The 20,010-nt window shown below is 58.0% G+C and carries 22 protein-coding genes; 7 read left to right on the top strand and 15 right to left on the bottom strand.

Annotated elements, in window-relative coordinates:
• Positions 1–88: 88 nt before the first annotated feature.
• Positions 89–1,477, bottom strand: a complete 1,389-nt coding sequence (gene sad, locus ACMGGH_RS16710; protein WP_232948241.1) for a succinate-semialdehyde dehydrogenase — start codon at positions 1,475–1,477, stop codon at positions 89–91.
• Positions 1,478–1,575: 98 nt separating this feature from the next.
• On the opposite strand from sad, the gene ptrR reads away from it, so the two are divergent.
• Positions 1,576–2,454, top strand: a complete 879-nt coding sequence (ptrR, locus tag ACMGGH_RS16705; RefSeq protein ID WP_232948240.1) for a putrescine utilization regulator PtrR — start codon at positions 1,576–1,578, stop codon at positions 2,452–2,454.
• Here the strand turns inward: ptrR and ACMGGH_RS16700 are convergent.
• The 3 genes from ACMGGH_RS16700 to ACMGGH_RS16690 all read right to left on the bottom strand — a co-directional run bounded on the left by ACMGGH_RS16700 (position 2,408) and on the right by ACMGGH_RS16690 (position 4,590).
• The gene (locus tag ACMGGH_RS16700; RefSeq protein ID WP_049137832.1) at positions 2,408–2,890 is read right to left on the bottom strand and encodes a GNAT family N-acetyltransferase; all 483 of its coding nucleotides are present in this window, start codon (positions 2,888–2,890) and stop codon (positions 2,408–2,410) included. The two genes, ptrR and ACMGGH_RS16700, sit on opposite strands and share 47 nt — an antisense overlap.
• A 90-nt stretch (positions 2,891–2,980) precedes the next feature.
• Positions 2,981–3,775, bottom strand: coding sequence for a PhzF family phenazine biosynthesis protein (locus ACMGGH_RS16695; RefSeq protein ID WP_048999560.1), 795 nt, complete (start codon positions 3,773–3,775; stop codon positions 2,981–2,983).
• 26 nt (positions 3,776–3,801) lie between these two features.
• Positions 3,802–4,590, bottom strand: a complete 789-nt coding sequence (locus ACMGGH_RS16690) for a PhzF family phenazine biosynthesis protein (RefSeq protein ID WP_232948239.1) — start codon at positions 4,588–4,590, stop codon at positions 3,802–3,804.
• Between the two features lie 177 nt (positions 4,591–4,767).
• On the opposite strand from ACMGGH_RS16690, the gene ACMGGH_RS16685 reads away from it, so the two are divergent.
• Positions 4,768–5,964 (top strand): sugar transporter, encoded by a 1,197-nt coding sequence (locus ACMGGH_RS16685; RefSeq protein WP_232948238.1) that lies wholly within the window; start codon positions 4,768–4,770, stop codon positions 5,962–5,964.
• A gap of 46 nt (positions 5,965–6,010) precedes the next feature.
• Here the strand turns inward: ACMGGH_RS16685 and ACMGGH_RS16680 are convergent, their stop codons facing one another.
• Positions 6,011–6,676, bottom strand: coding sequence for a MarC family NAAT transporter (locus ACMGGH_RS16680; protein WP_041909999.1), 666 nt, complete (start codon positions 6,674–6,676; stop codon positions 6,011–6,013).
• Between the two features lie 256 nt (positions 6,677–6,932).
• Here ACMGGH_RS16680 and marR point away from each other — a divergent pair, with 256 nt between their 5' ends.
• From marR to marB, 3 genes are read left to right on the top strand one after another with little or no spacing between them, the layout of a single operon-like run.
• Positions 6,933–7,367 carry a multiple antibiotic resistance transcriptional regulator MarR gene (gene marR, locus ACMGGH_RS16675; protein WP_028013139.1) on the top strand — a complete coding sequence of 145 codons (435 nt, stop codon included), beginning with the start codon at positions 6,933–6,935 and terminating at the stop codon, positions 7,365–7,367.
• Positions 7,368–7,387: 20 nt separating this feature from the next.
• Positions 7,388–7,768, top strand: a complete 381-nt coding sequence (gene marA, locus ACMGGH_RS16670; RefSeq protein ID WP_008502237.1) for an MDR efflux pump AcrAB transcriptional activator MarA — start codon at positions 7,388–7,390, stop codon at positions 7,766–7,768.
• Positions 7,769–7,801: 33 nt separating this feature from the next.
• A complete protein-coding gene (gene marB, locus ACMGGH_RS16665) occupies positions 7,802–8,020 on the top strand; it encodes a multiple antibiotic resistance protein MarB (protein WP_028013138.1) in 219 nt (72 codons plus the stop codon).
• A 38-nt stretch (positions 8,021–8,058) separates the two neighbouring features.
• On the opposite strand, the gene eamA is transcribed toward marB, so the two are convergent.
• Positions 8,059–8,958 (bottom strand): O-acetylserine/cysteine exporter, encoded by a 900-nt coding sequence (eamA, locus tag ACMGGH_RS16660; RefSeq protein ID WP_232948237.1) that lies wholly within the window; start codon positions 8,956–8,958, stop codon positions 8,059–8,061.
• A gap of 194 nt (positions 8,959–9,152) precedes the next feature.
• Here eamA and ydeE point away from each other — a divergent pair, with 194 nt between their 5' ends.
• Positions 9,153–10,346: an efflux MFS transporter YdeE gene (gene ydeE / locus ACMGGH_RS16655; RefSeq protein WP_232948236.1), complete on the top strand. Its 1,194-nt coding sequence runs from the start codon at positions 9,153–9,155 to the stop codon at positions 10,344–10,346.
• 46 nt (positions 10,347–10,392) lie between these two features.
• Here the strand turns inward: ydeE and zinT are convergent, their stop codons facing one another.
• The 8 genes from zinT to ACMGGH_RS16615 all read right to left on the bottom strand — a co-directional run bounded on the left by zinT (position 10,393) and on the right by ACMGGH_RS16615 (position 18,411).
• Positions 10,393–11,034 carry a metal-binding protein ZinT gene (zinT, locus tag ACMGGH_RS16650; RefSeq protein ID WP_232948235.1) on the bottom strand — a complete coding sequence of 214 codons (642 nt, stop codon included), beginning with the start codon at positions 11,032–11,034 and terminating at the stop codon, positions 10,393–10,395.
• 52 nt (positions 11,035–11,086) lie between these two features.
• Positions 11,087–11,785 (bottom strand): urea ABC transporter ATP-binding subunit UrtE, encoded by a 699-nt coding sequence (urtE, locus tag ACMGGH_RS16645; RefSeq protein ID WP_232948385.1) that lies wholly within the window; start codon positions 11,783–11,785, stop codon positions 11,087–11,089.
• Between the two features lie 9 nt (positions 11,786–11,794).
• Positions 11,795–12,592, bottom strand: coding sequence for an urea ABC transporter ATP-binding protein UrtD (gene urtD, locus ACMGGH_RS16640; RefSeq protein ID WP_059357535.1), 798 nt, complete (start codon positions 12,590–12,592; stop codon positions 11,795–11,797).
• The gene (gene urtC / locus ACMGGH_RS16635; RefSeq protein WP_047368539.1) at positions 12,592–13,665 is read right to left on the bottom strand and encodes an urea ABC transporter permease subunit UrtC; all 1,074 of its coding nucleotides are present in this window, start codon (positions 13,663–13,665) and stop codon (positions 12,592–12,594) included. The genes urtD and urtC overlap by 1 nt, the downstream gene beginning before the upstream one ends.
• Complete coding sequence (gene urtB, locus ACMGGH_RS16630) at positions 13,665–15,239, bottom strand: urea ABC transporter permease subunit UrtB (protein WP_048999555.1); 1,575 nt, start codon at positions 15,237–15,239, stop codon at positions 13,665–13,667. The genes urtC and urtB overlap by 1 nt, the downstream gene beginning before the upstream one ends.
• Positions 15,240–15,263: 24 nt before the next feature.
• Positions 15,264–16,535, bottom strand: coding sequence for an urea ABC transporter substrate-binding protein (urtA, locus tag ACMGGH_RS16625; RefSeq protein WP_028013130.1), 1,272 nt, complete (start codon positions 16,533–16,535; stop codon positions 15,264–15,266).
• A 202-nt stretch (positions 16,536–16,737) separates the two neighbouring features.
• Positions 16,738–17,841 carry a cobalamin-independent methionine synthase II family protein gene (locus tag ACMGGH_RS16620; RefSeq protein ID WP_232948234.1) on the bottom strand — a complete coding sequence of 368 codons (1,104 nt, stop codon included), beginning with the start codon at positions 17,839–17,841 and terminating at the stop codon, positions 16,738–16,740.
• A gap of 156 nt (positions 17,842–17,997) precedes the next feature.
• On the bottom strand, positions 17,998–18,411 hold the full coding sequence (locus ACMGGH_RS16615) for a rhodanese-like domain-containing protein (RefSeq protein WP_047365183.1): 414 nt from the start codon (positions 18,409–18,411) through the stop codon (positions 17,998–18,000).
• 73 nt (positions 18,412–18,484) lie between these two features.
• Between ACMGGH_RS16615 and ftrA the strand changes: the two genes are divergently transcribed.
• Positions 18,485–19,492, top strand: coding sequence for a transcriptional regulator FtrA (gene ftrA / locus ACMGGH_RS16610; RefSeq protein WP_049137850.1), 1,008 nt, complete (start codon positions 18,485–18,487; stop codon positions 19,490–19,492).
• Between the two features lie 155 nt (positions 19,493–19,647).
• Here ftrA and ACMGGH_RS16605 read toward each other — a convergent pair whose 3' ends face one another.
• On the bottom strand, positions 19,648–20,010 hold the full coding sequence (locus tag ACMGGH_RS16605; protein WP_045260501.1) for a hypothetical protein: 363 nt from the start codon (positions 20,008–20,010) through the stop codon (positions 19,648–19,650).

Here is a 20,010-nt window from a genome sequence, read left to right as displayed (position 1 = left end):
ACGTTAGACGCGTGCGAGTCTACGAAACGAAAATGACAGAACCATTGCAGATAAATGACAACGGCCCTCGTGATGAGGGCCGAATAAATTACACGCGATCCTTCCACACCGTCTGCACATTACAGAACTCGTGCAAACCAAAATGGGAAAGCTCGCGGCCAAAGCCACTTTTCTTCACGCCACCAAAGGCCACGCGCGCGTCGCTGGCGCTGTATCCGTTGATAAACACCCCGCCGCACTCCAGCTCGCGAGAGAATTTATCCGCAAGCGCTGCGTCGGCGGTGAAGACCGTGGCAGACAGGCCAAAGTCGCTGTCATTGGCAAGCGTCAGGGCGTGCGCCGCATCTTTCGCAACGGTAATGGCCGCGACCGGACCAAACAGCTCCTGGCGGAAGGCCGTCATCGATGGGGTGACGTTCGCCAGCACGGTTGGCGCGTAATAATTCCCCTCACCGCTGATTTTTTCTCCCCCCAGCAGCAGCGTTGCCCCTTCTGCCAGGCTCGCCTGCACCTGCTGATGCAGTTCATCGCGCAGATCATAGCGCGCCATCGGGCCAAGGTAGTTCTCTTCTTCATCCGGCGCGCCCATCTTTAACGCGGAGACGGCGTCAACGAAGCGTCGGGTAAAGGTGTCTGCAATACCCTCTTCCACGATGAACCGTTTGGCCGCCGCGCACACCTGCCCGGTATTCTGGTAGCGCCCTGCTACCGCCGCCTTCACGGCAAGATCCAGGTCGGCATCGTTGAGAACGATGAACGGGTCAGAACCCCCCAGCTCAAGAACGCATTTTTTCAGCGCCGCCCCCGCCTGCGCGCCAATGGCGGCCCCGGCGCGCACGCTGCCGGTGACGGTTACCGCCGCAATGCGACGATCGTTAATCGCCTGGCTTACGCCGTCATTGGTGGCGTTCACCCAGCCGAATACCCCTTCAGGGAAGCCGGCGTCCGCAAAAATCTGCGCGATAAGTTCCGCCGAGCCGAGCACGTTGGGCGCGTGTTTGAGCAGATAGCTATTACCTGCCAGCAGGATCGGCACCGCGCCGCGCAGCACCTGCCAGAGCGGGAAGTTCCACGGCATCACCGCCAGAATTGGCCCCAGCGGACGATACTCGATGACAGCGTTGTCATTCTCGACCTGCGTGGGTTCAGCATTCAGCATCGCCGGGCCATGTTCGGCATACCAGTCGCAGAGGCCCGCTGATTTCGCCACTTCCGCCCGCGCCTGCTGAATGGGTTTTCCCATCTCGCGGGACATCATCCGGGCCATCTCTTCCGCGCGACCGCGCAGCGCGGCCCCGAGATCGCGCAGCTTCTGCGCCCGGTGGGCTACGCTTTCGCACCGCCAGTGACGAAAGCCCGCATCAGCCAGCGCGATGGCACGTTCAACCTCTTCCTGCGTCGCCCACGGATACGAGGCGAGCGTTTCACCCGTTGCAGGGTTAACGGACAGAGCATGTGTAGCAGATGAATATTTCATGATGTTCTCCACGCATTTCGGTTGATTAAGTGTGGCTCACTCTGCTATTTCTTAAAAATGAATAATACTGACCACCTTATTCACGAAACGAGAATACTATGGACTTAACCCAGCTTGAAATGTTTAACGCCGTCGCGCTGACGGGCAGCATCACCCAGGCGGCGCAGAAGGTGCATCGCGTACCTTCGAATCTGACGACCCGCATCCGCCAGCTGGAGGCCGATCTTGGCGTGGAGCTGTTTATTCGTGAGAACCAGCGTTTACGCTTATCTCCCGCCGGGCATAACTTCCTGCGCTACAGCAGGCAGATCCTGGCGCTGGTGGATGAAGCGCGCATGGTCGTCGCGGGCGATGAGCCGCAGGGGCTGTTTGCCCTCGGCGCGCTGGAGAGCACCGCCGCCGTGCGCATCCCTGAGACGCTGGCGCAGTTTAACCAGCGCTATCCGCGCATCCAGTTTGCCCTGTCTACCGGGCCGTCCGGGACGATGATTGATGGCGTACTGGAGGGAACCCTGAGCGCCGCCTTTGTCGACGGGCCGCTGTCGCACCCGGAGCTGGAGGGGATGCCGGTCTACCGGGAAGAGATGATGCTGGTCACCCCTACCGGGCAGACAGAGGTAACGCGCGCTGCGCAGGTCAGCGGCAGCGATGTTTATGCCTTTCGCGCAAACTGCTCGTATCGCCGACACCTGGAGAGCTGGTTTCATGCAGACAGAGCCGCCCCGGGACGCATTCATGAGATGGAGTCCTATCACGGCATGCTCGCCTGCGTCATCGCGGGCGCGGGCATCGCGCTGATGCCGCGCTCAATGCTGGAAAGTATGCCGGGCCACCATCAGGTTGAAGCCTGGCCGCTGGCGGAAAACTGGCGCTGGCTCACTACCTGGCTGGTGTGGCGACGTGGGGCGATGACCCGCCAGCTGGAAGCGTTTATAGCGCTGCTAAACGAACGTCTTCAACCAGCGCCTTCTCCATAAAAAGGCTAAGCGGATCGTCCACATACGGGGCAAACGCCGGACGCCGATCGTAGCCGCTTCGTTCATAAAGACGAATCGCGGCATGCTGTTTGATGCCCGTTTCCAGCCGTACGGTATGGCAGTGACGGCTCAGGGCCTCATCTTCCAGCGCGGCCAGCAGCTTCTCAGCCAGATGTTGCCCGCGATGGGCCGGATCGATATAAACCCGCTTCATCTCCCCCGTTCCGTCGCCGTTGAGCACGATAGCTCCACAGCCAACGGCCTGAAGCTGCGGGTCGCGGACGATCATCAGGATAAGGGATGTCGCGGGCAGTTCTGAAAGATCGAGCAGATGGTTGCTTTCGGCGGGATAAAGTTCGCTCTGATAACGGTCGAGGGCCGCAATCAGCCTAAGAATGTCCGGGTGACGTGCAGATTCAGAGGTAATGGAATACATGGCAGGCTCCTTGCTTTATTTGTGAAACTCAATGTCAACATAGCGCAGGCCTGCCAGGCTACTTCATAGTATTAACTTATCGCGCAGCCGCTAGCGTAAAAAGATCCGCCCTTTCAGGTACAGGGTGGCCTGACCGGCAATGAGTACGCGGTCGCCCTTCAGCTCGCAGCGAAGATCCCCGCCGCGGTACGACACCTGGCGGGCGTTGAGAGACGTCTTACCCAGCCTTTCACTCCAGTAGGGGATCAGCATGCTGTGCGTGGACCCGGTAACCGGATCTTCCGGCACCCCTTCGCCCGGGCAGAAAAAGCGGCTGACGAAGTCATATTCCCCTTCGCCCGGCGCGGTTACGCAGACCATTTTGCCCAGCGGAACCATCGCGCCAATATCCGGCATTAATGCCTCCACCTGCTGCTGGCTCTCCAGCACCACGAGGTAGTCTCGCCCGACACGCACCTCTTTTGCCGCCGGGATGCCCAGCGCGCTAAACAGTGCAGGCGGTGGGTTATCGACGACCTCCGTGGACCATGCGGGGAAATTCAGCGTCAGCCAGTCGCCGCTGCGTTTGACCGTCAGCTCCCCTACGAAGCGCGTGGTAAAGTGGATTTCCGTATGCGGATAGTCCAGATACTCAAAAATGACGTGTGATGCCGCGAGGGTCGCATGGCCGCAGAGGTTAATTTCATGCAGCGTGGTGAACCAGCGCAGTTCAAATCCGCCGTCGGTTCGCACAAAAAACGCGGTCTCCGACTGGTTATGCTGCTGTGCCATTTTGAGAAGCGTCTCGTCCGGCAGCCACTCTTCCAGAGGACATACCGCTGCCGCGTTGCCGCCAAAGGTTTTGTCGCTGAAGGCATCCACCAGATAAAAATCAATTTCCCGCATTGTCTCTTCCTCTTTTGTTATCAGTTTTAGCGCAGATACACAGTGCCTTTCAGGTAGCACGACGCCTGACCGCTCATCAATACGCGCTCCCCTTTCAGCTCGCAGCGCACATCCCCGCCGCGCGCCGAAACCTGACGGGCAAACATTGCCGTTTTCCCCAGCTTTTCGCTCCAGTAGGGGATCAGCATCGTGTGCGCGGATCCAGTCACCGGATCTTCCGGAACGGCAACGCCCGGTGAGAAGAAGCGGCTGACAAAGTCATATTCCCCTTCACCCGGTGCCGTCACGCTCACTTTATGCTCGCCCGGCGTCATTGCCGAAAAGCGCGGCGCAAGCGCTTCAACCTGCCGGGGATTTTCCAGAACAATCACCCAGGTGCGGCCTTTGCGGGCTTCAACGTAATGGCGGATACCGAGCGCCGCGAGCATCTCCGGCGGCGGCGTCTCTTCACGGGTCGGGCACGCCGGGAAGTCCAGCGTCATCCACTCGCCCTCCCGGCTGACCGTCAGTCGGCCAGAGGCGGTATCAAAGTGGATCCGCGAGTCGGGGTAATCGAGTTCATTAAACAGAACGTACGCGGCGGCCAGAGTGGCGTGACCGCAGAGATTGACTTCAGTGAGCGTGGTAAACCAGCGTAGCTCAATGCCGCCCTTAGTGCAGACGAAAAATGCGGTTTCCGACTGATTATGCTGCTGCGCCATTTTCAGTAACGTTTCATCCGGCAGCCATTCGTTCAGCGGGCAAACCGCTGCCGGATTGCCGCCGAACGAGGTATTGCTGAATGCATCTACCAGATAAAAATCAATCGCCTGCATTGTCTTACCGCCTGTCTTTGCTGTGTCGTACTTTTATATTCAATGAAAACAACGCCCCCGGCTACCGCTTTCATAAGGTAAATATTGAGATCTGCGTCACATAATGGTTGAGTTTTCGCCGTATGGCGTTTTAAGATCGCCTTCTCATCTTTCCAGCAACGAATCTCCGACATCCCTATGACAACGAACACAGTTTCCCGCAGGGTCGCGTGGCTACGCGTGGTCACGCTGGCCATTGCGGCATTTATTTTTAACACCACAGAATTTGTTCCGGTTGGGCTGTTGTCTGATATAGCAGAAAGCTTCCAGATGGAAACGGCGCAGGTGGGGATTATGTTAACTATCTACGCCTGGGTGGTGGCGCTGATGTCGTTGCCGTTTATGTTGCTGACCAGCCAGATGGAGCGGCGCAGGCTGTTGATCGGCCTGTTTGCCCTGTTCATTGCCAGCCATGTCCTGTCGTTTATGGCGTGGAATTTTACGGTGCTGGTCATTAGCCGCATCGGCATTGCCTTTGCCCACGCGGTGTTCTGGTCGATCACCGCGTCGCTGGCTATTCGACTCGCGCCGGCGGGTAAACGCGCCCAGGCCTTGAGCCTGATTGCCACCGGTACCGCGCTGGCGATGGTGCTGGGGCTGCCCATTGGCCGCATCGTGGGACAGTACTTCGGCTGGCGTACCACCTTCTTTGCCATCGGCATAGGCGCGCTGGTGACGCTGGTGTGTCTGATTAAGCTGCTGCCCGCGCTGCCAAGCGAACATTCCGGCTCGCTGAAAAGCCTGCCGCTGCTGATGCGTCGCCCGGCGCTGCTGAGTATCTACCTGCTTACCGTTATCGTGGTCACCGCGCACTACACGGCGTACAGCTACATTGAACCGTTTGTGCAGGTGGTCGCGGGCTTTAGCGCAAACTTTGCCACCCTCTTACTGCTCATTCTCGGCGGCGCGGGCATTATTGGCAGCGTGCTGTTTGGTAAACTGGGTAACCAGCATGCCTCCTTGCTGGTGAGCAGCGCCATCGGCCTGCTGCTGGCGTGCCTGGTGCTGCTGCTGCCTGCGTCAGGCAGCGAAAGCCAGCTGGCGATCCTGAGCCTGTTCTGGGGCGTGGCGATCATGATTATTGGTCTCGGCATGCAGGTGAAAGTCCTGGCCCTGGCGCCGGATGCCACGGACGTGGCGATGTCGCTGTTCTCGGGGATATTCAATCTGGGGATTGGCGCGGGGGCGCTGGTGGGTAATCAGATTAGCCTGCACGTATCGATGTCGGCGATTGGCTATCTGGGGGCGATTCCGGCGCTCGTCGCGCTCGTCTGGTCGGTACTCATCTTCCGCAAGTGGCCGGTGGCGCTGGAGGAACAGGGGCAACACGGGTGAGGTGCGCTTGTGCCGGGCAAGGCGTAGCCGCCACCCGGCAATGACATCAGTGGTAGGTCTTAATAATCTCCAGCACGCCGTTAATAATAAACTGCACGCCCATACAGACCAGTAAGAAGCCCATCAGACGGGAAATCGCCTCAATACCGCCCTTGCCCACCCAGCGCATGATCGCACCGGAACTGCGCAGAGACGCCCACACGATAACCCCAATAAGCGCAAAAATTAGCGGGGGTGCAACGGTCAGTACCCAGTCCGGGAAGGTAGAGCTGTCGCGCACCGTCGATGCAGAACTGATGATCATCGCGATGGTTCCCGGCCCGGCCGTACTCGGCATGGCCAGCGGTACAAAAGCAATATTCGCGCTCGGTTCGGACTCCAGCTCTTCAGATTTGCTGGTTGCCTCCGGAGACTCGTGCGCTTTTTGCGCCGGGAACAGCATGCGGAAGCCGATAAAGGCCACAATCAGCCCGCCCGCAATACGCAGCCCGGGAATTGAAATCCCGAAGGTGTTCATCACCAGCTGTCCGGCGTAGTAGGCCACCATCATAATGGCAAACACATACACTGAAGCCATCATCGACTGATGGTTGCGCTCGGCGCTGTTCATATTCCCTGCCAGCCCCAGGAACAGCGCCACCGTCGTTAACGGGTTAGCTAACGGCAGCAGTACCACCAGCCCGAGACCAATTGCTTTAATCAAATCCAACATAGTGCGTCGTTGTCCTTATCCACATTTAACATCGCAATTATAGGGTGAAAGTGTGACGTTCAGCCATCGGCGCAACGTAACGATAGTTTTCCTTTGGGAACGATACCCGTTTGTTATCTTCCTGATTTGAAAGGTTGCAAAAATCGTTCATGAAACGTTTTAGCAATTCGTGGCATCGGCTGATTCATTCAGTTGACTTATACTTGCCTGAGCAATAATATCTGCCGTGATTAAACTACTTGCCAGGGCAACCATTGTGAAAAGCACCAGTGATATCTTTAACGACGTTGTTCCGCTGGGTCGTCTTATTCATATGGTTAACCAGAAAAAAGATCGCCTGCTCAATGACTACCTGTCACCGCTGGATATCACCGCAACACAGTTCAAAGTGCTGTGTTCCATTCGCTGCGAAGTGTGTATCACGCCGGTTGAGCTGAAAAAGGTGCTCTCTGTCGATCTGGGTGCGTTAACCCGCATGCTCGATCGTCTCGTCTGCAAAGGATGGGTAGAACGAAGCCCTAACCCGAATGACAAACGCGGCGTACTGGTCAGGCTCACCAGCGATGGTGCGGCTATGTGCGAGCAATGTCATCAATTAGTAGGACAAACACTGCATCAGGAACTAACAAAAAACTTAACGGCAGATGAAGTGGCTACCCTTGAGCTTTTGCTGAAGAAAATACTGCCGTAAACAGAAAAAGAGGTATGACGATGTCCAGACGCAATACTGACGCTATCACTATTCATAGCATTTTGGACTGGATCGAAGATAACCTGGAATCGCCGCTCTCCCTTGAAAAAGTGTCTGAGCGTTCAGGTTACTCCAAATGGCACCTGCAACGGATGTTCAAAAAAGAGACCGGTCATTCATTAGGTCAATATATTCGCAGCCGCAAGCTGACGGAAATTGCCCAGAAACTGAAAGAAAGCAATGAACCGATCCTTTATCTGGCGGAGCGTTACGGATTTGAATCACAGCAAACCCTCACGCGTACGTTCAAGAACTATTTTGACGTGCCGCCTCATAAGTACCGAATTACCAGCGTGCCGGGTGAATCCCGTTACCTGTATCCGTTAAAACACTGTAGTTAATCATCGCCTGTAAAAGACGTAACCGAGGAAAAAATGAAAGTTACCGCCTCCGCCGCCCTCGCCTTGCTGGTGCTGTTTTCCAGCCAGACCTTCGCGGAGCAAACCCCAGGTGCAACGCAGCAAAATAATCATGACACGATGATTTTGCCGTCAGCACATGACCAGTCGCCTTATGATTTCAACCACATGGGTGCTGGTAGCGACAAATCCGACGAATTAGGCGTGCCTTATTATAATCAGCACGGCCTCTGATTCGTTTTTGCCCCGCAGCCGCGGGGCTTTTTTATGCCCTATCCCCTTACCCGCGCCGCCCGGCGAACCCGCAGGCCAAACACGTTGATGTACAGCCCGGCCATGATCAGCACGGCACCGAGCAGCTGCAGCGCGCTCAGCGTTTCATCCAGCAGTATCGCCGCACTGGCAAGCCCCACTACCGGAACCAGCAAAGACAGCGGCGCGACGCGCCAGGTCTCATAGCGCCCCAGCAGCGAACCCCAGATCCCGTAGCCCACGATGGTGGCGACAAACGCCAGATAGAAAAGAGAAAGGATCGTGGTCAGATCGATCTCGACCAGGCTATTCAGCATCACCTCCGGGCCATCCAGAATAAACGACGCCACTAGAAACGGGATTATCGGAATCAATGCGCTCCAGACCACCAGGGACATCACCTGAGGCCTCGCCTCGTGCTGCATAATCAGCTTGTTGAAAATATTGCCGCACGCCCAGCTCAGCCCCGCCGCCAGCGTAAGCATAAACCCGAGCAGCGCCACATCCTGACCGTTCAGGCTGGCTTCAATCAGCACCAGCACGCCAAATACCGCCAGCGTTATCCCCGCCAGCTGCTTGCCCTGCAGGCGTTCGCCAAACACGAACGCGCCGAGAATAATGGTAAAGAACGCCTGCGCCTGTAACACCAGCGAGGCCAGACCGGCCGGCATGCCGAACTTGATGGCGCAGAAGAGAAACGCGAACTGGCCAAAGCTGATGGTCAGACCGTAGCCCAGCAGCAGTTTTAACGGGATTTTCGGACGGGCGACGAAAAATAGCGCCGGGAACGCCACCAGCATAAAACGCAAACCGGCCAGCATCAGCGGGGGCATGTTGTGCAATCCCAGCTTGATGACCACAAAATTGAGCCCCCATACCACGACCACCAGCAACGCCAGCAGTCCGTCTTTACGCGTCATACCCTGCCCCTGAATTATTAATAATTTGTTAACAGTTCAAGGTAACAGAAAAAAGTGTGCCGCGAGAAGATCATTATTTCTGGCAGGCAGCTGAAGCACTTAGGGATAAATCGGGTGCTATACAAGCCCCTTATGTCATGGTAATCCTGTTAACACTCGTCTAAAAAAAGCATAAGCAACCGTCGGGAAGGAATATGAAACCATCTTTCAGGCGCTCAACCGCAGCGCTGCTGGCATCGTCATTGTTATTAACCATCGGTCGGGGGGCAACGCTGCCGTTCATGACCATTTATCTCACGCGCGTGTTTAATATGAGCGTCGAGAATATTGGTTATGCCCTGACGATTGCGCTGACCGTTGGCGTGGTGTTCAGCCTGGGATTTGGCATTCTGGCCGATAAGTTTGATAAAAAACGCTATATGCTGATCGCGATCGTGGCTTTTATCGCCGGTTTTGTCGCGATTCCGCTGGTGGATAACGTCACCCTGGTAGTGCTGTTCTTTTCCCTGATTAACTGCGCCTATTCCGTCTTTTCGACGGTGCTGAAAGCCTGGTTCTCGGACGTGCTGACCTCCAGCCAGAAAGCGCGCGTCTTCTCGCTCAACTACAGCTTCCTGAACATTGGCTGGACCATAGGGCCGCCGATTGGCACCCTGCTGGTGATGTACAGCCTGCAGCTGCCGTTCTGGCTGGCGGCCTTCTGCGCCGCGCTGCCGCTCGGGTTTATACATTTCTTCGTGCAAAAAAGCGTCGCGCTGGATACCGCCGAGGAGAAGATGCCCTGGCAGCCGTCGGTGCTGCTGAAAGATCGCGCCCTGTTCTGGTTCACCCTCTCCGGCCTGCTCGCGTCTTACGTGGGTGGATCGTTCGCCAGCTGCATTTCGCAATACGTACTGGCCGCCAATGCCGACAGCGATTTTGCCCAGAAGGTAGTCGCCGTGGTGCTGCCCGTTAACGCCGCCGTGGTGGTAACGCTGCAGTACGCGCTGGGACGGAAGATCTCCGCCAGCAATATTCGGCCTTTAATGACCGCCGCAACGCTGTTTTTTATCCTGGGGCTGGGAGGCTTTATGCTCTCCGGGGAGAACCTGATTTACTGGGGCATCGCCGCCGCCATCTTTACGCTGGGTGAGATTATCTACGCACCGGGTGAATACATGCTGATCGACAACATCGCCCCGCCGGGGATGAAGGCCAGCTATTTTTCCGCGCAGGCGCTGGGCTGGCTCGGCGCGGCGGCAAACCCGATGATCACCGGCATTATCCTGACCAACCTGCCGCACTGGTCGCTGTTTGCAATCATGATGGTTGCCATCGTCGTTGCCTGGCTGATGATTTTGCGGGGAATGAGCGTGAAGGCGTGGAACGAATCCCCCAAAGCGGCGTAAAAAATAGTGGCCGGGTAAGGCGAAGCCGCCACCCGGCAATAACGCATCAGTGGTGCAGCATCTCCTCCACCACCTGCTCTTTGTACATCTCGTTTGGATAATAGGTCGGCCAGTTGTCCATCTCTTTCAGCAGCGCCTCGTGGGAGGTATTGCCCATAAAAATATGGAAATGCGATGAGGCTTTCGGCCCGATGATGTGGTCGCTGAACTGCACGAACTTCGGCGCCTTGCTGTCGGCATCCTTACACTCAAACAGATAGCGAACGCCTTTTTTGCCCGATGCGTAGGTCAGAATTTTGTAGCCACTGTAGTCATACTGACAGCTGCTGACCGCCTTGCCTCTGTGGAATTCCATTACGTTATTTTCAATGCCGATGGCATCCACGTCCGTGGCATATCCCTTGCGGTAGTACGCTTTCACCTTGTCAAAGGTTTTGCTTTTATCCTTCTGCGCTTTCTGTTTGAAGACCGGATCCAGCGAACCGTCCAGCAGGAACGGATACACCGACTGCCAGGTGCCGTCCCAGTCGGACAGCGTTCTGTCCTTCACGTCTTTATCCTCAAACACGCCGTTCGCCGCCTTCTGTTCCGCTTCGGTCATCTGATGGCCGTGCGAGTGAGCAAACAGCTGGCCGCTGACCAGCAGCGCCCCCAGAGTCATGGCAAATTTTCCAATATGTGCAGCCAAAGTAACGCCCTCATTCCGTTTTATAAGAATGAGAATGTTATAATATAACATTTCAAATCGCAACCAGGCCGCGAACGCCCTCCTGCTCCATATTTTCGCCCCTCCCGCGCTGAATGATAGTGCCGCGGGACATCAGGAGATAGCTGTCGGCCAGCTCGGCGGCAAAGTCGTAAAACTGCTCGACGAGCAGGATTGCCATATCGCCTCTGTTTGCGAGGGTGCGGATCACCTGGCCAATCTCTTTGATGACGGAAGGCTGTATGCCTTCCGTCGGTTCGTCCAGAATCAGCAGCTGCGGACGGCTCGCCAGCGCGCGACCAATCGCCAGCTGCTGCTGCTGCCCGCCGGAGAGATCGCCCCCGCGGCGGTGCTTCATCTCTTTGAGAACCGGAAACAGCTGCCAGATCTCGTCAGGAACCTGCTTTGCCTCGCGGGCGGAAAAACGCGACAGCCCAAGCAAAAGGTTCTCTTCCACGGTCAGGCGCGGGAAAATCTCGCGGCCCTGCGGGACATACACCACGCCGGACTGCACCCGCTGGTGCGGCCTGCTGTGGGTGATCGTTTTACCCTGCCAGATGACCTCCCCGGTTTTCGCCGGGATCAGCCCCATCAGGCACTTCAGCAGCGTGGTTTTCCCGACGCCGTTGCGCCCCAGCAGGCAGGTGACTTCGCCGGCAGCGGCTTCGAAGCTCACGCCGCGCAGGATATGGCTGCCGCCGTAGTACTGATTCAGTTCGTTAACCTGTAACATCATCGCTCCTTAGCGGCCCAGATAGACCTCAATTACCTGCTCGTTGGCCTGCACCTCGCGAAGCGAGCCTTCCGCCAGCACGCGGCCCTGATGCAGCACCGTGACGTGGTCGGCAATCGTTTCAACAAAGCCCATGTCATGCTCCACCACCATCAGCGAATGCTTGCCCGCCAGGGTTTTGAACAGCTCGGCGGTGTATTCCGTTTCCGCATCGGTCATCCCGGCGGCGGGTTCATCCAGCAGCAGCAGGTGCGGGTCCTGCACCAGCAGCATGCCGATCTCCAGGAACTGTTTCTGCCCGTGCGAAAGCAGCCCGGCGCGACGGTCCCGCTCGCTACCAAGGCGCAGAAGAACCAGCATCTCGTCAATGCGGTCCCGCTGCTCGCCGTTGAGTTTTGCCCGCAGGCTCGCCCAGACGGATTTATCGGTTTTCATGGCGATCTCAAGGTTCTCCCACACCGTCAGCGCTTCAAAGACCGTGGGTTTCTGGAATTTTCGGCCAATCCCCTGGCGAGCAATGGCCGCAGGCTCCAGCCCGGTCAGGTCGATGGACTGGTCGTAAATCGCTCTCCCGCTTTTGGGTCGGGTTTTGCCGGTAATCACGTCCATCAGCGTGGTTTTACCGGCCCCGTTGGGGCCAATCACGCAGCGCAACTCGCCCACCCCGATATTCAGGGTGAGATCGGTCAGCGCCTGGAAGCCGTCGAAACTGACGTTAATGGCCTCAAGCTGAAGCACCGGGTCAGTCTGGTCCCGGTAGCGATCGCCGGGCAACTGGCGGGTAAATAACTCTTCCGTTGGCTGCATTATTTCTCTCCCTTACGCAACAGACCGTAGACGCCGCGCGGCAGGAACAGCGTGACGGCGATAAAAATCAGCCCCAGAAACAGCTGCCAGTACTCCGGCATGGCAACGGTAAAGAAGCTTTTCGCCCCGTTCACCAGCGCCGCGCCAATCACCGGCCCCACCAGGGTGCCGCGCCCGCCCAGCGCCACCCAGATGGCGGCTTCTATCGAGTTGGTCGGCGACATTTCACCGGGGTTAATAATGCCCACCTGCGGAACGTACAGCGCCCCCGCCAGGCCGCACAGCACGGCAGAGAGCGTCCACACCAGCAGCTTGAACCCGCGCGGATCGTACCCGCAGAACGTCAGGCGGTTTTCCGCGTCGCGCACGGCGGTCAGGATGCGGCCAAACTTGCTCTTCGCCAGCGCAAATCCGGTGCCCAACGCCAGAAGCAGCAACAGCACCGTCGCCAGGAACAGCGCGATGCGGGTTGCCGTTTCCGTCACCGAAAACCCAAGCAGCGTGGTAAAACCGGTAAAGCCGTTATTGCCGCCAAAGCCGGTTTCGTTGCGAAAGAACAGCAGCATGCCCGCGTAGGTCAGCGCCTGGGTCATAATCGAGAAGTAAACCCCTTTGATCTTCGAGCGGAAGGCAAACCAGCCAAACACCAGCGCCAGCAAACCCGGCACCATCACGATCAGCACCAGCGCCCAGGCAAAGTGCTGGGTGCCCCACCAGAACCACGGCAGCTCGCTCCAGGAGAGAAACGACATAAACGCGGGCAGGCCGTCGCCTGACGCCTGGCGCATCAGGTACATGCCCATCGCATAGCCGCCCAGGGCGAAGAAGATGCCGTGTCCAAGAGAGAGCATACCGGCGTAGCCCCACACCAGATCCAGCGCCACCGCAACGATGGCATAGCAGAGGATCTTGCCGATGAGCGTCAGCATCCAGGTCGACAGCGCCAGCGGATGCGTGGCGGGCAGCAAGGCGAAAAACGGTAAAATCAGCAGACACGCCACCAGCAGGCTGCCTGCAATCTGTGTCGTGCGCGGCGCTTTACGCGCCAGCGTTAAGGTCAGCGGCTGGCTCATCAGTCAATCACCCTCCCTTTCAGCGCAAACAGCCCCTGAGGACGCTTCTGGATAAACAGGACGATCGCCACCAGAATCACGATCTTGCCCAGCACCGCACCCATCTGCGGCTCAAGGATTTTATTGAATATGCCCAGCCCGAACGCGGCGGCCACGCTGCCTGCCAGCTGGCCTACGCCACCGAGAACGACTACGAGGAACGAGTCGATGATGTACCCCTGACCAAGCTCCGGCCCGACGTTACCAAGCTGGGATAACGCCACGCCGCCTAACCCGGCGATCCCTGAGCCCAGCCCAAACGCCAGCATATCGACGCGCCCGGTCGGTACCCCGCAGCAGGCGGCCATGCTGCGGTTTTGCGTCACCGCGCGCACGTTCAGCCCAAGACGGGTTTTATTCAGAATCAGCCAGGTGAAGAACAGCACCAGCAGCACGAAGCCCAGCACCACAATGCGGTTCCACGGCAGTGTCAGGTTGGCAAAAACCTGCACCCCGCCGGAAAGCCATGCCGGGTTTGCCACCTCGAGGTTCTGGGCACCAAAGGTCATGCGCACCAGCTGGATGAGCATCAGGCTGATCCCCCAGGTCGCCAGCAGGGTTTCCAGCGGACGACCGTACAGGTGACGGATCACGGTGCGCTCCAGCACCATTCCAATGCCCGCCGTCAGGCAGAACGCTACCGGCAAGGCGATAACGGGATAGAGCGCCAGCCACTGAGGGGCAAGCCCGGCCATTGCCTGCTGCACCATCCACGTGGCGTACGCCCCCAGCATCAGCATCTCGCCGTGGGCCATGTTAATGACGCCCAGCAGACCGTAGGTGATCGCAAGCCCCAGCGCGGCCAGCAGCAACACCGACCCCAGAGAAAGCCCCATAAACGCCTGGCCCAGCAGATCGCCCCACATCAGGCGATGCGTAATCTGGCTAAGGCTCTCTTCTGCGGCAGCGCGCACGCCGGCATCCGGCTCGGTCTGCGCCTGGGTAAACGGAGTGAGTCTGGACTGTACGTCCGGATCGTCTGACTGGCCCAGCAGTTCGACGGCCCTGCGGCGCACTTCCGGCTGCGGGCTCGCCAGCTGGAGGTTTGCCACCGCCAGCAGCAGCGCCTGACGCGCCACGGCGTCCGCTTCATCCCCGGCGCGCTTTTCCATAAAAGCGAGCATGTCGGGCTGAGCATCACGCTGGAGCTGACGGGCTGCCGCCCGTCTTTCGGTGACACTGTCACTAACAAGCTGATGCGTGGCAATGGCCGTTGCAGCCAGCACACGCAGCCGGTTTGTCAGGCGTACGGCTTTGGTTTGCCCTACTGCCGCGCGGGCGTCACCGAGCGAAACCATTTCGCCATTACGCTTCGCAAAGGCGTGCTTTTGGCTGTCGGTATACAGGTTTTCCTTTTGCAGGGACTGAAGCAGCGGAAGCCTGGCGGCATCCGGCGCGGCGGCCCACTGCGTGAGGAGCTCCGCCTGCTGGCCGCGGCTGGCGGCAACAAAACGATCGGCATCCGATGCCTGCGCCATCCCTGGCAGCAGTCCGGAAAGCCATACAAGAGCGATGAACATGCGCATGGCGTTCATGACGTTTCTCCCTGAGGCAATGGCCTAGTTGCTGGCGGTTTTCATCGGCTGGTCGGGCTTTTTGTCATTCCCAGCGATGAACGGACTCCACGGCTGGGCGCGCACCGGCTGTTCCGTCTGCCAGACCACGTTGAACTGGCCGTTGCCTTCAATTTCACCGATCATGACCGGCTTATGCAGATGATGGTTGGTGGCATCCATGGTGAGCGTAAAGCCAGACGGCGCCTTAAATGACTGACCGGCCATCGCCGCGCGCACCTTATCCACGTCGGTGGTGCCCGCTTTTTCCACCGCCTGCGCCCACATATGGATCCCCACGTAAGTCGCTTCCATCGGGTCGTTTGTCACCACGGTATCGGCATTCGGCAGCTTGTGCGCCTTCGCATAGGCTTTGTAATCCGCGACGAACGCCTGGTTGGTTGGATTATCCACGGACTCAAAGTAGTTCCACGCCGCCAGGTTACCCACCAGCGGTTTGGTGTCGATTCCGCGTAGCTCTTCTTCGCCGACGGAGAACGCCACCACCGGCACGTCGGTGGCCTTCAGCCCCTGGTTAGCCAGCTCTTTGTAGAACGGCACGTTGGAGTCGCCGTTGATGGTCGACACCACGGCGGTTTTGCCGCCGGCGGAGAATTTCTTGATGCTGGCGACGATGGTCTGGTAGTCGCTGTGACCAAACGGGGTGTAAACCTCTTCGATGTCCTTATCCTCAACCCCTTTCGAATGCAGGAACGCGCGCAGGATCTTGTTGGTGGTGCGCGGGTAAACGTAGTCGGTACCCAGCAGGAAGAAGCGCTTCGCCCCGCCGCCGTCCTCGCTCATCAGGTATTCCACCGCCGGGATGGCCTGCTGGTTCGGCGCCGCGCCGGTATAGAAGACGTTTGGCGACATCTCTTCGCCTTCATACTGCACCGGATAGAACAGCAGGCCGTTCAGCTCCTCAAACACCGGCAGCACGGATTTGCGCGAAACCGATGTCCAGCAGCCGAACACCACCGCAACTTTATCCTGGCTCAGCAGCTGGCGAGCCTTCTCGGCAAACAGCGGCCAGTTTGAGGCTGGATCCACCACCACAGGCTCCAGTTTCTTACCCAGCACGCCGCCTTTGGCGTTGATCTCGTCGATGGTCATCAGGGCGACGTCCTTTAGCGGGGTTTCGGAGATGGCCATCGTGCCGGACAGAGAGTGCATGATCCCCACTTTGATGGTGTCGGCCGCCTGCACGCCAAAACTCATTCCCATCGCCACGACGGACGCGGATAACGCAAAGGCTTTTAATAAGGTACGACGCTGCATATTTTCACTCCTGAAAAAGAACGCTATGCGAAAACGTCCGTTACGGCATGGACGCGGAAATAAAGGTGTCAGCGAAGCAGGAGCAAAAAGGATGCCAGAATGGAGGAAGCGCTATTGCAGGAGACAGACGGCAGGATGTAAAGAGAACGACTCAGAATGGCACAGCGCTGCACTTTTATAATGCAGCGCTGAGGAAGCGGTTTTACCAGACTTCGCTGGCGATCTGCGTCACCAGACGGACCTTATCCCACTGCTGGGACTCGCTCAGGCTGTTGCCCTCTTCGGTGGAGGCAAAACCGCACTGCGGGCTGAGGCAGATTTGCTCTTTCGCCACGTATTTCGTCGCCTCTTCCAGACGGGCCTTCACGCCTTCCGGGTTCTCCAGCTCACCGTTTTTCGTGGTGATCAGGCCCAGCACCACCTGCTGCTTGCCCGGGCGAACGAAGCGCAGCGGCGCGAAATCCCCGCTGCGGTCGTTATCGTATTCCAGGAAGAATGCGTCAACGTTGACCGTCCCGAACAGCACTTCCGCTACCGGCTCGTAGCCGCCTTCGGAAATCCAGGTTGATCGGAAGTTACCGCGGCAGACGTGCAGCCCGATGGTCAGATCCTCCGGCTTGCCTTCCAGGGCCTTGTTCAGCACGCGGGCATAGATTTGCGCCAGCTCATCGGCATCGTCGCCGCGCTCGCGGATCTGACGGCGCTGGTCGTCCGAGCAGAGGTAGGCCCAGACGGTGTCGTCCAGCTGCAGATAACGGCAGCCCGCGTCGTAGAATGCGCGGATGGCGTCGCGCCAGGTGGTTGCCAGATCGTCGAAATAGTCGTTCAGATCCGGGTACACCGTCGCGTCGATGTCTTTGCGCCCGCCGCGGAAATGGAGCACGCTTGGGCTGGGAATGGTCATCTTCGGCTGGGCATTGCCGCTGATGCTTTTCAGATAGCGGAAGTCTTCCAGCATCGGGTGGTCGCCAAAGCCCAGCTTGCCGGTCACGCGCACGCCGTGGGCTTTGGTTTGTACTCCGTTGAACTGAATCCCCTGCTGTGAATCGTAACGCTCAACGCCCTGAAGACCGTCGAAGAAATCGAAGTGCCACCAGGCACGGCGAAATTCACCGTCGGTCACCACATGCAGACCGCACGCGCACTGCTGCTCGACGACGTGGCGAATAGCCTCGTCCTCCACCGCGCGAAGCTGTCCGGCATCAATCTCGCCGCTGGCGAACTTCAGGCGAGCCTGCTTGATGGCATCCGGGCGTAAAAAGCTGCCGACTACGTCGGCGCGGTATGGGGCGTGCTGTCGTTGCATGGAAATCTCCTCAGTCTGCCGGTATTAATTGCCCGCAGTGATAATTCATTATTTGAATCTTTAGACTTCTGGATGTCTAAATGTCCAAAAAAGATGTCATACCTTACTGTTTCCGGCAAACGAGAAAATTTCACGGGTGTTGAAAAAAATTCATCTTCACAGCGCGTCAGCGTGCGCCTGGCTGGCAAAGGCGTAGCGTTCATCTTCCCAGCCGGTGATGCCGCCGAGCATGATTTTGACCGGCAGCCCGAGACGCGCCAGCTTCAGCGCCGCCCTGTCCGCGCCGTTACAGTGTGGCCCAGCACAGTAGACGACAAACAGCGTCCCTTCCGGCCATTGAGACATCCGCTCAGCGGTCATCTGGCTCCAGGGCATATGCAGTGCGCCCGGCACATGGCGGCGGGCAAACTGCTCCGGGCTCCCCACCACGTGCAGCAGCACGAAGTCCTGCTCATTATTGGCGATGGCGTGATGCACGTCGGCACAGTCGGTTTCGACGCTCAGGCGACGCAGAAAATGGGTAACGGCTTCCTGCGGCTCGGCAGCCGGAAATTCAGTAACATAGCTCATGATCCTTCCTCATCTTTGGCGTTTGTGTTAACACTACTCTATCCACAAATTCAGCCCGTGAATGCGCTCGCTTATGCCAGAAAACAGCAAAAAGATGACAAACTTAAGACAGGTTACCCGCCCGCAGGTGGTGGTGCTGGCGTATGACGGGCTATGTACCTTTGAGTTTGGCGTGGCGGTTGAGATTTTTGGCCTGCCGCGTCCGGAGCTGGGCGACGACTGGTATCGTTTTGCGGTGGCGAGCGTGGATAGCGGCGAACTGCGGGCGACCGGCGGGATCCGCATCGTTACCGATGGGGACTTGAGCCTGCTTGCGTCGGCGGACCTGATCGTGGTTCCCGGCTGGCGGGGGCTGGACTCACCGGTTCCTCCGGCGCTCTGCGAGGCGCTGCGCCAGGCCAGCGCGCGCGGATGTCAGCTGCTGTCCATCTGCTCGGGCGTGTTCGTGCTGGCCGCTACGGGGCTGCTGAACGGACGTAAAGCCACGACGCACTGGCGCTACATTGACGCGCTTAAGGTCCGCTACCCTGACATCGAGGTGGTTGAGGATGTGCTCTACCAGGACGAGGGCGATATCCTGACGTCCGCGGGCAGCGCGGCGGGGATCGATCTCTGCCTTCATGTTGTACGAAGGGATTATGGGCTGGAAACCGCCAACAGCGTGGCGCGTCGGCTGGTGATCCCCCCTCACCGGGATGGTTCACAGCCGCAGCAGCTGAGCCGCCCGGTGGCGCAGCTGCGTGAGAGCCAGCGCCTGGGCCAGCTATTTGATTTTCTGCACACGCACCTTGTCGAGCCGCACAGCGTCGACTCGCTGGCGCGTCGGGTCGGCATGAGCCAGCGTACCTTTCTTCGTCGCTTCGAGGCGGCAACGGGCACGACGCCTGCTCGCTGGCTGCTTAATGAACGCCTGCTGAGAGCAAAAGATTATCTGGAGAGCAGCCGTTTAAGCATCGACAGCATCGCGGAACAGACCGGGTTTGGTCAGGCGTCGACGCTGCGTCATCATTTTCGTCAGCAGTTTGCGCTTTCCCCGGCTCAGTATCGCAAACAATTTTCACGTTCTGATACTGCCCGCTAGCGGCAAAAGCGCAAAAAAAACCGCCATTATCTGGCGGTAAATGCTTGCATGGATAGATTTGTATTTTGGTCTCTACGTCCCCGACGCTCCATGGTCGGGCAGCGGATCTCATACAAACTAACACTGGCTGTCTCAACGAAAGCTAAACAGCCTGATTAACTCGCGCTGGTGTTGATTTGTAAATAGCGCATCAGGCCCTGCTCAGCGCTCTGCCTGGCATCATCGTTAAGGGCCTCGAGATAAAACGATCGCGATACGCCATAGGGAGCCTTTTCAGAGGGATAAACCGCAAACTGGAATGTTTTTCCCCGTGCCGGATGGGTGCAGTCTAATTCCCAGCGCTGTTCATTTACTCTTTTACTCGTGCAGGCTACGCGTCCATAGTCGCTGGTTAAATAGGAACCAACGCGAATTTCAGCGGACTGAATATATTCTGGTTCGTCATTACCTGCATAACGAATCGCTGCAACGGCACCTACCGCAACAGCCAGAAGCGAAAACGCTATTATTTTTTTCAT

Origin of the sequence: Enterobacter sp. BNK-16 (genome assembly GCF_048684955.1) — a bacterium.
GTDB classification, from domain to species: domain Bacteria; phylum Pseudomonadota; class Gammaproteobacteria; order Enterobacterales; family Enterobacteriaceae; genus Enterobacter; species Enterobacter bugandensis.
Note: the sequence above shows the minus strand (reverse complement) of the source record. Positions and strands in the feature narration are given on the sequence as shown.